The sequence below is a fragment of the Pantoea phytobeneficialis genome, assembly GCF_009728735.1.
GTDB lineage: Bacteria > Pseudomonadota > Gammaproteobacteria > Enterobacterales > Enterobacteriaceae > Pantoea > Pantoea phytobeneficialis.
Map to the genome: position 1 here is coordinate 983,749 of NZ_CP024636.1, position 14,355 is coordinate 998,103.

11 protein-coding genes and 1 pseudogene are annotated in these 14,355 nt (G+C 56.7%); 7 read left to right on the forward strand and 5 right to left on the reverse strand.

The genetic code is table 11. From position 1 onward, the window contains the following. Together CTZ24_RS04410 and CTZ24_RS04415 are read left to right on the forward strand one after the other, a co-directional pair. Positions 1-275, forward strand: a pseudogene (locus CTZ24_RS04410) (IS4 family transposase); the annotation flags it as partial. A 294-nt stretch (positions 276-569) separates the two neighbouring features. Continuing rightward, entirely contained in the window at positions 570-1,859 is a 1,290-nt protein-coding gene (locus CTZ24_RS04415; RefSeq protein ID WP_208724920.1) for an HAAAP family serine/threonine permease, read from the forward strand. Positions 1,860-1,911: 52 nt separating this feature from the next. On the opposite strand, the gene CTZ24_RS04420 is transcribed toward CTZ24_RS04415, so the two are convergent. The 3 genes from CTZ24_RS04420 to dbpA form a co-directional block, all read right to left on the reverse strand. Next, a complete protein-coding gene (locus CTZ24_RS04420) occupies positions 1,912-3,486 on the reverse strand; it encodes a methyl-accepting chemotaxis protein (protein WP_208724921.1) in 1,575 nt (524 codons plus the stop codon). A gap of 279 nt (positions 3,487-3,765) precedes the next feature. After that, positions 3,766-4,728 (reverse strand): chemotaxis protein, encoded by a 963-nt coding sequence (locus tag CTZ24_RS04425; RefSeq protein ID WP_021185919.1) that lies wholly within the window; start codon positions 4,726-4,728, stop codon positions 3,766-3,768. A gap of 133 nt (positions 4,729-4,861) precedes the next feature. After that, the gene (gene dbpA / locus CTZ24_RS04430) at positions 4,862-6,241 is read right to left on the reverse strand and encodes an ATP-dependent RNA helicase DbpA (protein WP_208724922.1); all 1,380 of its coding nucleotides are present in this window, start codon (positions 6,239-6,241) and stop codon (positions 4,862-4,864) included. Positions 6,242-6,633: 392 nt separating this feature from the next. Here dbpA and CTZ24_RS04435 point away from each other — a divergent pair, with 392 nt between their 5' ends. After that, positions 6,634-6,831: a hypothetical protein gene (locus tag CTZ24_RS04435; protein WP_021185917.1), complete on the forward strand. Its 198-nt coding sequence runs from the start codon at positions 6,634-6,636 to the stop codon at positions 6,829-6,831. Positions 6,832-6,908: 77 nt separating this feature from the next. Here the strand turns inward: CTZ24_RS04435 and CTZ24_RS04440 are convergent, their stop codons facing one another. Both CTZ24_RS04440 and CTZ24_RS04445 read right to left on the reverse strand, forming a co-directional pair. Further along, on the reverse strand, positions 6,909-8,270 hold the full coding sequence (locus CTZ24_RS04440; protein WP_021185916.1) for an amidohydrolase family protein: 1,362 nt from the start codon (positions 8,268-8,270) through the stop codon (positions 6,909-6,911). 89 nt (positions 8,271-8,359) lie between these two features. Beyond that, positions 8,360-9,220: a LysR substrate-binding domain-containing protein gene (locus CTZ24_RS04445; protein WP_208724923.1), complete on the reverse strand. Its 861-nt coding sequence runs from the start codon at positions 9,218-9,220 to the stop codon at positions 8,360-8,362. 87 nt (positions 9,221-9,307) lie between these two features. Here CTZ24_RS04445 and CTZ24_RS04450 point away from each other — a divergent pair, with 87 nt between their 5' ends. The 4 genes from CTZ24_RS04450 to lldD all read left to right on the forward strand — a co-directional run bounded on the left by CTZ24_RS04450 (position 9,308) and on the right by lldD (position 14,323). Then, the gene (locus tag CTZ24_RS04450; RefSeq protein ID WP_208724924.1) at positions 9,308-10,480 is read left to right on the forward strand and encodes a cyanate transporter; all 1,173 of its coding nucleotides are present in this window, start codon (positions 9,308-9,310) and stop codon (positions 10,478-10,480) included. Positions 10,481-10,695: 215 nt separating this feature from the next. Next, on the forward strand, positions 10,696-12,351 hold the full coding sequence (gene lldP, locus CTZ24_RS04455; protein ID WP_021185914.1) for an L-lactate permease: 1,656 nt from the start codon (positions 10,696-10,698) through the stop codon (positions 12,349-12,351). Continuing rightward, a complete protein-coding gene (lldR, locus tag CTZ24_RS04460; protein ID WP_208724925.1) occupies positions 12,348-13,133 on the forward strand; it encodes a transcriptional regulator LldR in 786 nt (261 codons plus the stop codon). Before lldP ends, lldR begins: the two co-directional genes overlap by 4 nt. Beyond that, positions 13,133-14,323: an FMN-dependent L-lactate dehydrogenase LldD gene (gene lldD / locus CTZ24_RS04465; RefSeq protein ID WP_208724926.1), complete on the forward strand. Its 1,191-nt coding sequence runs from the start codon at positions 13,133-13,135 to the stop codon at positions 14,321-14,323. The genes lldR and lldD overlap by 1 nt, the downstream gene beginning before the upstream one ends. Positions 14,324-14,355 lie beyond the last annotated feature (32 nt).

A 14,355-nucleotide genomic window follows, 5' to 3' on the forward strand; every position in this document is an offset into this window, starting at 1 on the left:
GCGCACTGGCGTACAATCTCCTGCGCTTTATGATGGCGCAGATGGCTTACAGCCTGAAGAATGTGGAACCTTATCAGATGGGCTTTAAGCAGGCCGCGCTTTATCTGACGGGCCAGCTAAGCATCCTGCCCGCCGTAGCACCGGGAAAAATCCCGCGAATAATAAATGAAATAATGGAGATGGCAGGAAGCTTCGTGCTTCCGAAGCGAAGGCAGAGGCATTATCCACGGGCGGTAAAAAAGAGGCCGAAACGCTATGCGTTCCGGCATGACTGAGGCTTAACTGACAAGCATTACGCGATAAATTGCGCCGCTACGAGTTCTCCCTTGCACTCTCTCTGCGTCTCAGGTCAAATAGCGCCCAGGCAAACGGTTGCGTGCGTGCATCGTGCATTTTTAGATGATAAATGCATCGTATTGCACGCAAGTGCTGACTTTATGCACTGATTTTTGCGTTTAAGTCATGCGCGCCGATAAAAAACGGTTAGCATGATCACGTCGCGCCAACCGCGTCATAATTCGCAGCCCTGGCGGCTGTGCTTTTGATTAAGAGTAATTCTGGAGAGACAGATGGAAACCTCGCAAACCGGCACATTAGGTGCCGTTGAGGCGCCCGCAAAGGGCTGGCGTAAAAGTGACACCGTGTGGATGCTGGGGCTGTATGGCACGGCAATTGGCGCAGGCGTGCTGTTTCTGCCCATCAATGCCGGTGCAGGTGGTTTGATTCCGTTAATTATCATGGCCGTTCTCGCCTTCCCGATGACGTTTTATGCCCATCGTGCCCTGACGCGCTTTGTTCTCTCCGGAAAAAACCCCGGCGAAGATATAACCGAGGTGGTGGAAGAGCATTTTGGCGCAGGTGCCGGTAAGATCATCACGCTGCTCTACTTTTTTGCTATCTATCCCATTCTGTTGATGTACAGCGTGGCGATTACCAACACCGTTGACAGCTTCATCGTGCATCAGCTGGGCCTGGTATCGCCACCGCGTGCGGTGCTGTCGCTGATTTTGATTGTCGGCATGATGACCGTGGTGCGGTTTGGCGAGCAGATGATCGTAAAAGCGATGAGCGTGCTGGTGTTCCCGTTTGTTGCGGTGCTGATGTTGCTGGCCTGCTATCTGGTGCCACACTGGCACGGTGCCGCGCTGGAGACATTGTCATCCGGCCAAAGCAGTGGCGACAGCAATATCTGGATGACGCTGTGGTTAGCCATCCCGGTGATGGTGTTTTCCTTCAACCATTCTCCGATCATTTCTTCATTCGCGGTGGCGAAGCGTGAAGAGTATGGCGCTGCGGCGGAGCAAAAGTGCTCACGTATCCTCGCCAGTGCGCATTTGATGATGGTGCTGACAGTAATGTTCTTTGTCTTTAGCTGCGTACTGAGCCTGTCACCCGCCGACCTTGATGCGGCCAAAGCGCAGAACATCACCATCCTGTCTTATCTGGCGAACCACTTTAATGTGCCGATGATCGCCTGGCTGGGACCGATTGTGGCGATGGTGGCGATCACCAAATCGTTCCTCGGTCACTATCTTGGTGCGCGTGAAGGTTTTAACGGCCTGGTGATTAAGTCACTGCGCAGCCGTGGCAAGAGCGTTGCGCCACAACGTCTGAACCAAATGACGTCGTTGTTTATGCTGCTGACCACCTGGCTGGTGGCGACAATGAATCCGAGTATTCTGGGGATGATTGAGACGCTTGGCGGGCCAGTGATTGCTATGCTGTTGTTCCTGATGCCGATGTATGCCATCCAGAAAGTACCGGCGATGCGCAAGTACAGCGGCAAAATCAGCAATGGATTTGTGGTGATTGTCGGGCTGCTGGCAATCTCTTCGATTTTCTATTCGCTGGCGAATTAAACCCAAATCCGTAACGGCGCGATTCATCGCGCCGCCACGGTTGAACGGGTGGTTACACCACGCTCAGTTCCATGCTTCGACCGGTCTTAAACACGCTCATCGACTGCGCCAGACGCTCGGCCTGTTCCTGCAAGGCCTGTGAGGCTGCCGAGGCTTCCTGCACCAGTGCGGCGTTCTGCTGCGTCACCGCTTCCATCTGGGTAATCGCCAGATTGATCTCGCTGATACCGCTACTCTGCTCGCTGCTGGCGATGGTGATTTCACTCATGATATCCGCCACGCTCTTCACGCTGTTCACCACTTCACCAATGGTTGAACCGGCATGAGAGACCAGGCGGCTCCCTTCATCCACTTTCGCGACAGAATCTTCAATCAACACTTTGATCTCTTTGGCTGCGGAAGCTGAACGTTGTGCGAGGTTACGCACTTCGCTGGCCACCACGGCAAAGCCGCGTCCCTGTTCACCGGCACGCGCCGCTTCCACCGCCGCATTAAGCGACAGGATGTTAGTCTGGAAGGCGATAGAGTCGATGACGCTGATAATGTCGACGATCTTCTTCGAGGAGAGCGCAATGGCTTCCATCTTCTCAATCACCTGTTCCATCACCACGCCACCTTCTTTCGCCACATCAGAGGTGTTGGCGACCAGTTTATTGGCTTCGCGCGCGTTTTCGGCATTGTGCTTCACGGTGGAGGTCATCTGCTCCATGGCAGAAGCGGTCTCCTCCAGTGAGCTGGCCTGCTGCTCGGTACGTGAAGAGAGGTCAAGGTTGCCGCTGGAAATCTGATTTGATGCCACGGCGATGGTGTCGGAACCGGCGCGCACATCCGAAACGATGGTCAGCAGGTTGTCGTTCATGCTTTGCAGCGCACGCATCAGCACGCCTGTTTCATCGGTGCTTTTGACTTCGATATGGGTGCTGAGATCGCCTGCTGCCACTTTCCCGGCAATCTCCACTGCTTCATTCAGCGGGCGCACAATCGAACGGGTCAGCAGGAAGCCGAGGATAATGGAGGCCACAATCGCCACGGCGGAGAACACCAGCGTTACCATGATGGCGGTGGAACCATCGGCAATGATGTTAATACCTTCATTCTGTAACTGCTCGGACTGAGAAGCGGCAAAAGCATTGGCGCTATCCAGAAAGGCGTTTTGAGTGTCGGTAATCTTTTTCAGCACAAAGGTGCTGGAGGCTTCCAGATCGCCCGATTTGACCAGCGCAACCAGTTGGTCTTTCTGTTGTTCAAACAGATGGCTGGCATCCAGCAGACCAGCAATCTTCTTTTTACCCACAACCGTGGTCTGGATGGCTTCGATCTTTTTCATCGCGCTGTTGGTACGGTCAGTCGCCTCGGCCAACTGCTGGAAGCGTTTGACGTTATTTTCCGGGCGAGTGGTATCAATCACGATGCCGCGCAGGTATTTGATCTGATCGTTCACACCATCACGCACATCATAGGCCAGTCGTACTTTTACATAACGATCTTCCACGATCGAGGTGATGCCGTTTTTAATATTGCTGATTTTGGTGATGGAGGTGATCCCCACCACGACCAGCAACGCCACGACCAGGCCAAAGGCGATGCCCAGCCGGACACCGACCTTCAGGTTCTTAAAGCTCAACATAGGTTTCTCCCCGTGATGCCAAAAAGTTTGGTTTGCAAGATAGAAAAGCAGATGGAACATCTGCATCAGGTTGATGTTTTTTAAGCGAAAATTGCTTACTTACTGCGGCGGGGGAAGCCTTGACCCGCACGCGCAAGCGCTATGGGTTATCGGATGTTAATGTTTTTACTTTAATTTTTTAGAGGTTTGTCACAAAAACTTCGCAGGGGAGTTGTAGCGGCGCGATTTATCGCGCGGGTTTTGACGGGATAAATCGCGCCGCTACGGCAAGGGTAAGCATTAACGTGCTGCTTCCAGTACCCGATAAATCACATTCGACAGTTCATTGATTTCAAATTTTGCCACGTAGCCATCGGCACCCACTTTACGCACATGGTCTTCGTTGGCACTACCGGAGAGTGAAGAGTGGATCACCACCGGGATATGACGCAGCACATCATCGCGTTTAATGTTACGCGTCAGGGTGAAGCCGTCCATTTCGGGCATTTCGAGGTCGGTCAGCACCAGCGCGATTTTGTCGTGGATCGACTCACCTGCCGCCTGCGCTTCCTGTTGCATCTGGGTGATTTTCTGCCATGCCTCAAGACCGGTGTTATGCATCAGTGCCGGAATGCCCATACTTTTCAGGCCTTGCTCCAGTAGCTGGCGCGCCACTTTGGAGTCTTCTGCCACAATCGCGACCTGACCCGGTTTCAGGTTGAAGTTTTTCACGGTTTCTTCACCCGGCTCGACACCACGAACAGACGGAATGATGTCATACAGGATCTGTTCCACGTCCAGTACCAGCGCCAGATTGTTGCTTTCTCCGTCGCTGTCGAGACAGGCGATACTGGTGATATTGCGGCTACCAATGCCCGCTTCCGCGGTATGCACCTGATTCCAGTCGAGGCGCACAATATTTTCTACCGATTCCACCGCAAATGCCTGGGTGCTGCGGGCATATTCGGTCACAAGCAGCAGGTTGAGGCCGGTTTCCGGGGTGCAACCGGTCACCGCCGGTAGATCAATCACCGGGATAAACTGGTCGCGGATGCTGGCCATGCCCAACAACGGCGATTGCATTCCGGCAGCACGGGTGATGTTCGGCATCGGCACGATTTCACGCAGTTTGAATACGTTAATCCCGTACAGCTCGGATTTGCCTTTCCGCTGATCTGAGCCGAGGCGGAACAACAACAGTTCGAATTTGTTTGATAACGCGAGGTTAGCGCGTTCATCGATCTCTTTCTGGAAATTATCCATCCTGGCCTCGCTCAGGGCTGCGTTAAGGGCATGGCAACATCGCCGTGATGGAGTTATCGGCAGGATGGTTAAAAAATAGAGAGCGGCGGGTGGAATTTTGACGTGAGGGCGAGCGCCCTCACGTTTTAGCGACTTATTTCAACAGGATGGCACGTACGCTTTTCCCTTTGATCTTGCCTTCTTTTAGCTTGATCAATGCGGCTTTGGCCTGGGAGGCGGCAATCGCCACATAGGCATGGGTTGGGGTCAGATCGATCTTACCGATCTGATCGGCACTGAATCCGGCCTCACCGGTCAGCGCACCGAGAATATCGCCAGGGCGAATTTTCGCTTTACGACCACCATCAATGCATAACGTCATCATGGTAGCTGGCAGCGCCTTCGCCGCACTGCCTTTCAGCGTGCTGGCGGCAACCCAGTTGAGTGATTGTTGCAGATAATCTTCCAGCGCATGGGCGCGCGCCATCTCATCGGCGGCGACCAGACTGACCGCCAGACCAGACTCACCGGCGCGGCCGGTACGACCAATGCGGTGCAGATGCACTTCCGGGTCCCACGCCAGATGGAAATTCACCACCAGCGCCAGCGATTTAATGTCCAGACCGCGTGCTGCCACGTCGGTGGCAATCAGCACCCGGATGCTGCCGTTGGCAAAACGGATCAGCACACGCTCGCGGTCACGCTGCTCAAGATCGCCATGCAGCGCAAGGGCGCTGATTTGGCGATCGTTCAGGGCGGCGGCAATATCATCACACTCACGTTTGGTGTTGCAGAACACCACGCAGGAGGTGGGCTGCTGCTGGCTGAGCAGGGCGCTCAACAGATTGATGCGTTCACTGGCGTTGACTTCAATAAAGCGTTGCTCAATCGCTGGCAACTCGGCTTCGGTTTCGGTCGCCACCGCCAGTGCATCACGCTGGTAGCGTTCGCTCAGGCTGGCAATGGTATCGGGCCAGGTGGCGGAAAACAGCAGCGTCTGGCGTGACGAGGGGGTAAAGCCGATGATGGCTTCCATATCATCACGGAACCCCATCTCCAGCATACGGTCGGCCTCATCCAGCACCAGAGTTTGCAATTGGCTGAGATCGAGGTTATCGCGTTTCAGATGATCAAGAATGCGTCCCGGCGTGCCGACCACAATATGCGGGGCGTGCACCAGCGAATCACGCTGAGCGCTCATCGGCTGGCCGCCACACAGCGTCAGGATCTTAATGTTACGCGTGAAACGCGCCAGCTGACGCAGCACATTGCTGACCTGATCGGCCAGTTCGCGTGTCGGGCAGAGCACCAGCGCCTGAGTATGAAACTGGCTGTTATCAATCCGCTGAAGCAGGCCGATACCAAAGGCGGCGGTTTTGCCGCTACCGGTTTTCGCCTGAGCACGCACATCGCGCCCCTGCAAAATGGCGGGCAGGGCGGCAGCCTGGATTGGCGTCATGGCGTCAAACCCCATCTCGCGCAGGTTGTCGAGTTGGCTGGTGGGCAGTTGCGTCAGGGTAGAAAAAGCAGTCACGGAACAGTCTCTGATATCGGGCGGAGTTGCGGCCGCCAGTCTGGCAGAAAGGGCCTGTCTCATCAATGATAAATCACGCGGCAATCAGGGAGATGATCACTGCGGGGAATCAATAAGCATCTGGCAATATTTGGTTTATTTTTCGACGGTTATTGTCGCAAAGTTCTAATGAATTTTCCGAAAACTCTCATGATCATAAAACCATCGCAACTGAAAAAAAGCTGAGTTAATCAGACGATAGCGGCATGCTGGCGGCACGATGGCGACCATTTGCTGCTGTTATGTTTATGTGTCCCGTCTGTTACAGGAAATTCCGATTAAAATCGTTCTCTGGATTGTTTTATATTTAGCGCGCCATTTGGCGATATAAAACAACTTCAGAGGTCACTTCATTGAGTCACTACGTCCAGGGACAAAACGAGGACATTCTGAAAATCGTCGGCCGCGCCGTGTTAACCCTACACATTCACGGAGAGACGCTGTCATCTGACAAAGTCAGCTCCATGATTGCCTGTTACGCGGAAGAAGAGCCTGTCAGCGACGAAGAAAACCAGCGGCTCTATGCGCTGGCTATTCAGATGTTATCGTAATAATCCAGTACGGCAGGGGACGCACCTTGTCCCAGCCTTTACGTTCATAAAGCCTCCTTCCCGGAGGCTTTTTTGCTTCAGGCGGCGTACACGGCGGTACCGCGTCGGAATGTGGCGTGAACCGGCGCAATGCGCGCCACCGCTTCGGCGGAGCAACTGGCTGCCACCAGCATCATGCTGGCCTCATCCTGGAGCTGTGGCCACTGACGTTCACCCTGATTGGATAACGGCAGAATACCGCCGGTGGCGATATGCAATGCCCGGCTCAGGCCAAACTCATCGGAGCCGCGGTACAGTTGCGCATACAAATTGGCTTTCTCCAGCATGCTACCGCTGCCAAACGGCGACCAGTGATCGATCACGCTATCGGTGCCGGTCATCACCGTAATTCCTGCCGCCTGCAATTGCGGCAGCGGCATAGTCAGCTTGCCGATAGGGATGGTGGAGGCCACACTCATCTGCTGCTCGGCCATCCCGTCAATCATTTGATCCAACGCTTTTCCTTCCAGCGTGCCCAGTGCAAAGCCGTGACTCAGGGTCACTTTCCCCTTGAGCTGCGGGTTTTTCGCGATGGTATCCACCATATATTGAATCGCCGCCACGCCTGCCGGGGAGGTTTCATGCAAATGGATATCCACGCCGCGCTGGTAATCAAGGGCGATCTGGAACATCGCATCCAGCGATGCCTGCATGGCGCCGTCCACGTTAGTGGGATCGAGGCCGCCGACATATTGCACGCCAAGCGCCATCGCTTCGCGCATCAGGCCATCCACCTTTGAATGCAGCAAGCCGTGCTGGGGAAAGGCGACAATTTCGCAGTCGAAATCCGGGTGATTCGCCAGCGCCAGCTTGAGGTGTTCCAGGCTTTTCAGGCCGCTGACGGGATCGATATTGCAGTGGCTGCGCGCTGCGGTGCTGCCCTTACTTTGCAGCAGGCCAATCAGTGCTTCGGCCCGTGCCTGCGAGGTGGGCAGCAGTTGTGGGATCAGTACCTGTTCACGGGCGATCATATCCATAATGGTTTTGCCCTGACGTGGCCGGGGTGCCTGCCAGGGGCCGCTGTAAAAGGTTTTGTCGAGATGGATATGCATATCGCGGGTGCGTGGCAGCAGCAATAAACCCTGCGCATCCCAGTTGGCTAAGTCGCTGTTACGCGCGCTTCCGGCCGGATCGATGGCGATAAATTTCCCGTCGTTAATGGTGATGTCATATAACGCGGTACGCGTGGCAATCACCTCGTTACCTTCACGTTCGAAACCTTCTTCGAGGCGTACATTCAACAATTGGTAATGGCGGGTGCGGGGCAGGGCTGGACGTTCGGAGTGGGTGACAACGGTCTGGCTGGCGTGGCCCATACCCGCCGCCAGCAGGCTACCGGCGGCGGTCCAGCGAACTGTCTGGCTAAGGAAATCACGACGGCTGGGGGAAGAGAGTTGCATCAGAGGCTCCAGTCAAAAGGGAAAAACCTAATCTGGCAAAAGCCTCGCCGCTGCGCTGCGATATTTACCACTGGCTGGCAGTGGAAAAATCACTGCCAACGCAACTGACAAAAATCCACCAGCGCGGCGGCCAGTGCCTGTTGCAGAGCGTCCTGTGGCTGACGGCAAAACAGCGCCAGCTCGAAATGGCTGATTACCGGCAATCCCTCGGCCTCGCCCAGCACACGATGTTGCGGCAGGCGGCAACTGGCGGGGAGTAATGTCAGCCCCAGACCCGCCGCCGCCGCGCTGGCTAACGCCACCAGGCTGGTGCTGCTGTAGCTGATGCGCCAGCTACGACCCAGACTATCCAGCGTCTGGCACATCTCCTCGCGATACAAGCCCAGTTGCGGAAAAACCACCAGCGGCAGCGGGTTTTGTGCAAAGCAGGGGTGATCGGCGCTATCGAGCCACAGCAGCGGTTCCGGTCTGGCTGCCAGCGGGCGTTCGCCGCCCGGCTGCTTAATCAGCATGATATCGAGCTCTTCTCGCTGCCATGCCGCGTGCAAATCAACATACATTCCGCTCATCACATCCAGCCGCAATTGCGGGTGCTGGCGGCTAAAATCGGCCAGCAGACCCGCCGTGGGGGCGGCAAAATCTTCCGGCACACCGAGACGCAAAACACCATCCCGCCATTTGTCGCTCAGCACATCGTGTGCCTCACCGTTCAACGCAATGATGCGGCGCGCGTAGCCCAGCAGTTTTTCCCCCTCTTCGGTGACGGCCACCTGATGTGAGGTGCGTTGCAGCAGCGCTTTGCCCACCATCTCCTCCAGACGTCGCACCTGCTGGCTGACGGTAGATTGCGACAAATGCACCCGGTCGGCGGCGCGGGTAAAGCTGGCGGTTTCACACACCGCGACAAAGCTTAATAACTGTTGCGGGGTAAACATGGGCTGACGATTCATTTTTCCACTGTTCGCTATGGTGTTATTTCATTTCCAAATAGTAACCGTCCCTGCCATCCTGACAACCTTTTCCCCGCAGGATTGTGTATGACCCGACATTCCAACGGACCGACGCTCGCCGCCCTGGTGCTGGCCGGGCTGAATATGCGTCCGTTACTCACCTCCGTCAGCCCGTTGCTGGGACAGTTACGTCAAAGTATCGGCCTCTCTCCGCTGGCAGCGTCGTTATTGCCCGCCGTCCCGATGATGATGATGGGCGCGGTTGCGCTGCTGGGCGCACCGCTGATGCAGCGCCTGCCATTGCGACGCCTGCTGCTGGCAGGATTAACGTTATTGCTGGTGGCGTTGGCGGTGCGTGGCGTGATCGCCGAGGGACGCTGGCTGGTGTTGAGCGCATTATGCGGTGGGCTGGGCATTGGTATCGTGCAGATGGTGATGCCAGGGCTGATTCGTCAGCGCTTTTCCCGACGCAGCACGGCGGTGACCGGCTTATGGGCCGGGGCGTTGATGGGCGGCGGCGGCCTGGGGGCGGCATTATCGCCGTGGTTGAGTACGCATCTTGGCTGGTCGCTGGCGTTAAGTGATTGGGCGCTGCCGGTGTTGCTGGCGATCCTCATCTGGCTTTGGCTCCGGGTGCCGGGCACTCACGAGAGCAACCCGCTGCCGTTGCCGTCCTTGTGGCGCAAGCCCCGAGCCTGGACTTTGGCGCTGAGTTTTGGCCTGGTGAATGGTGGCTATGCCACCTGTGTCGCCTGGTTGCCGGATGCGTATCAACAACTGGGCTGGTCGGCACAGGCCGGTGGCGCGTTACTCGCGGTGATGATTGCGTTACAGGTGACGGGCGCGTTGCTGATGCCGTTGCTGGCGCGCGGCAGCGATCGTCGTCCACAACTGATATTTAGCCTGGCGTGCCAGCTGATCGGTATGGCTGGTTTTCTGCTCGACCCGTTGTTGGTTCCGTGGTTATGGGCGGCGATTGCCGGTTTTGGTCTTGGCGCGGCCTTTCCATTGGCAATGGTGCTGGCGCTGGAGCATCTGCCGCAGCCACAGGCTGGCGCGCGGTTGGTGGCTTTTATGCAGGGCTGGGGCTTTATCATCGCGGGCTGCATGCCGTTTATTGCCGGCCAACTGCATACCGTCACCGACAGTTTTACCTCCGTGTGGTTGATGCAGGGAGCGGTGGTTGTGGGGCTGATCGCGCTTAATTTTCGCTTCCATCCCCGCAGTTATCGTCAGGCCTTTGGTCAACCAGGTCTTTAATTGGTCCTACCAATGTAGCAAAAATGTTTCCGGGAGGTCACATAACACGAAAAATCACGCCAGTTCCGTTGCTTTAGATTAACAATGCGTTAACTATCTGGAGCCAGAAAGTCCGGGAAACTGATTTTTGGTCCGACCAATTCAGTGATAAACACGGGCAGTAACGCGTGGCGTAACCGTCACGCAGGCTTCTGATGACCTCTGGAGATCACGCTATGCAGGTCTGGCAACAAAATTACGATCCTCTCAATAATATCTGGCTCTCCAGCCTGGTGGCGGTGATCCCGATTGTGTTCTTTTTCTTCGCACTGATTAAGCTCAAGCTGAAGGGCTATCAGGCGGGCACGGCAACGGTGGTGATAGCGCTACTGGTGGCGCTGCTGTTGTACGGCATGCCGGTGGGACAGGCGCTGGCCTCGGTGGCGTATGGGTTTCTTTATGGTTTGTGGCCAATTGCCTGGATCATTGTCGCTGCGGTCTTTGTCTACAAAATCTCGGTTAAAACCGGCCAGTTCGATATCATTCGTGCCTCGATCCTGTCGATCACCCCTGACCAGCGTTTGCAGATGCTGATTGTCGGCTTCTCTTTTGGCGCTTTCCTCGAAGGGGCGGCGGGTTTTGGCGCACCGGTGGCGATCACCGCAGCCTTGTTGGTGGGGTTGGGCTTCAATCCGTTATATGCTGCCGGGCTGTGCTTGATCGTCAATACCGCGCCGGTGGCATTTGGCGCGATGGGGATTCCAATTATCGTTGCCGGGCAGGTGACCGGGCTGGACAGTTTTCATATCGGACAGATGGCCGGACGTCAGTTGCCATTCCTGACCATCATCGTGCTGTTCTGGATCATGGCGATCATGGATGGCTGGCGTGGAGTGAAAGAAACCTGGCCTGCGGTGATGGTGGCGGGGGGATCGTTTGCCATTGCGCAGTTCCTCAGTTCTAACTTCCTTGGCCCGGAATTGCCGGACATCATTTCGTCACTGGCTTCCCTGATTTGCCTGACCTTGTTCCTGCGCCGCTGGAAGCCGGTCCGTATTTTCCGTTTTAACGACATGGGCGCTTCCATAGTGGATCAGGATCTGTCGCGCCAGCGCTATAGCGCCGCTCAGGTGATCCGTGCCTGGATGCCGTTCCTGTTCCTCACGGCAACCGTGACGCTGTGGAGCATTCCGCCGTTCAAAGCGTTGTTCGCCAAAGGCGGGGCGCTGTATGACTGGGTGTTTACCGTGCCGGTGCCGCTGCTGCACGAGCTGGTGGCACGTATGCCGCCGGTGGTGGCAAATGCCACGCCTTACCCGGCGCTGTTCAAGTTTGATGTGGTGTCAGCGACCGGCACCGCGATTCTGGTGGCGGCGGTGCTGTCGGTACTGTGGTTACGTATGAAGCCAAAAGCGGCGATTGAGACCTTCGGCGAAACCCTGAAAGAACTGGCGCTGCCGATTTACTCGATTGGTATGGTGCTGGCCTTTGCCTTCATCTCCAACTATTCCGGTCTTTCCGCCACTTTAGCCCTGGCGCTGGCCCATACCGGCGATGCATTCACCTTTTTCTCACCGTTCCTCGGTTGGCTGGGCGTGTTCCTCACCGGCTCGGATACCTCCTCCAATGCGTTGTTTGCGGCACTCCAGGCCACCACCGCGCAGCAGATTGGCGTATCGGATGTGCTGCTGGTGGCGGCCAACACCACCGGTGGCGTAACGGGTAAGATGATTTCACCCCAGTCGATCGCCATTGCCTGTGCGGCCGTGGGCCTGGTGGGCAAAGAGTCGGATCTGTTCCGTTTTACCGTCAAACATAGCCTGATTTTTACCTGTATGGTCGGCGTGATCACCACGCTTCAGGCGTATGTCCTAACCTGGATGATTCCATGACTGAAAACACGCCGCGCTTAGCGGATACGTTGCGGGCGCGGCTGCGCGCCTGGATTGATGAGCATCAGTTGCAACCCGGTATGCGTTTACCGGCGGAGCGGCGGCTGGCGGCGGAATTCGGCGTCTCACGATCGTCGTTGCGCGAGGCGATTCAGCAACTTATCAGCAGCGGCGTGTTAATCAGCCGGCGGGGCGGCGGCACCTGGCTGCGTCAGCCGCAGGAGCCGTGGTCAGAGCAACGTATCGTCGAACCGATTCGTCAGTTACTGGCCGCCGACCCGGATTATCGCTATGACATCCTCGAAGCGCGCCACGCCATCGAAGCCAGCACCGCCTGGCACGCGGCGTTACGCGCCACCGAGGCAGATAAAGAGAAGCTGCAATACGCCTTTGACGCCACGCTGAAACTGAAAGAGAGCGACGACCCCGACCTGGCGGCTCAGGCGGATGTGCGCTTCCATCTCGCCATCGCCGAAGCCTCGCACAACGTGGTGTTGTTGCAGACCATGCGAGGTTTCTTCGATCTGCTGCAATCCTCGGTGATGCAAAGCCGTCAGCGCATGTACACCCAACCGGTGATTTTTGACCGCCTGACTGAACAGCATCAGGCGCTGCTGAACGCCATTCTGGCGGGCGATGCCGAAGCCGCACGCCTGGCGGCAATGGACCACCTCGGGTTTGTGCACACCACGCTAAAAACCCTGCATGAAGATGAAGCGCGACAGGCGCGCATTACCCGCCTGCCGGGCCATGACCTGGATAAACGCAAGGAAAAACCCTGATGATCATTTCTGCTGCAAGTGACTACCGCGCCGCGGCGCAACGTATTCTGCCGCCATTCCTGTTTCATTACATTGACGGGGGAGCTTATGCGGAGCATACGTTGCAGCGCAACGTGGCGGATCTTGCTGATGTGGCGTTGCGTCAGCGCGTGCTGAAAAACATGTCCGATCTCAGCCTTGAGACCAAATTGTTTAATGAAACCTTATCGATGCCGGTGGCGCTGGCACCGGTTGGTCTGTGCGGCATGTACGCGCGGCGCGGCGAGGTACAGGCGGCGCGTGCTGCGGCGCTGAAAGGTATCCCCTTTACCCTGTCGACGGTGTCGGTGTGCCCGATTGAAGAGGTGGCGCCGACGATTAACCGCCCGATGTGGTTCCAGTTGTATGTGCTGCGCGATCGCGGGTTTATGCGTAACGCCCTGGAGCGCGCCAAAGCGGCGGGGTGCTCAACGCTGGTGTTCACCGTGGATATGCCGACACCGGGCGCGCGCTACCGCGATGCGCATTCCGGTATGAGCGGCCCGCATGCTGCGCTGCGTCGTTACTGGCAGGCGGCGACCCATCCGCAATGGGCATGGGATGTGGGCCTGCATGGTCGCCCGCACGATCTCGGTAATATCTCCACTTATCTCGGTAAACCCACCGGGCTGGAAGATTATATTGGCTGGCTGGCGAACAACTTTGATCCGTCGATCTCATGGCAGGATCTGGAGTGGATCCGCGAATTCTGGGATGGTCCGATGGTGATCAAGGGCATCCTCGATCCGGAAGATGCCCGCGATGCGGTGCGCTTTGGGGCTGACGGGATCGTGGTATCGAATCACGGTGGGCGTCAGTTGGATGGTGTGCTGTCATCGGCGCGTGCGTTACCGGCTATTGCCGACGCGGTGAAGGGCGATATCACCATTCTGGCCGACAGCGGCATTCGTAACGGTCTGGATGTGGTGAGCATGATCGCCCTGGGTGCCGACAGCGTGCTGCTTGGACGTGCCTTCCTTTATGCCCTCGCCACCCACGGTCAACGTGGGGTGGAAAACCTGCTAAATCTTATCGAGAAAGAGATGAAGGTGGCGATGACGCTGACCGGAGCGAAAACTATCGCCGATATCACGCGAGATTCGCTGGTGCAGGCCAATGCGTTGTTGTCCGAGGCGGGGTTGGCCCCGGCGCGTCCGCGTGCGGTGAGTTGATCCGTCAGAGTGAAGGGGGTTGGCTATACTTA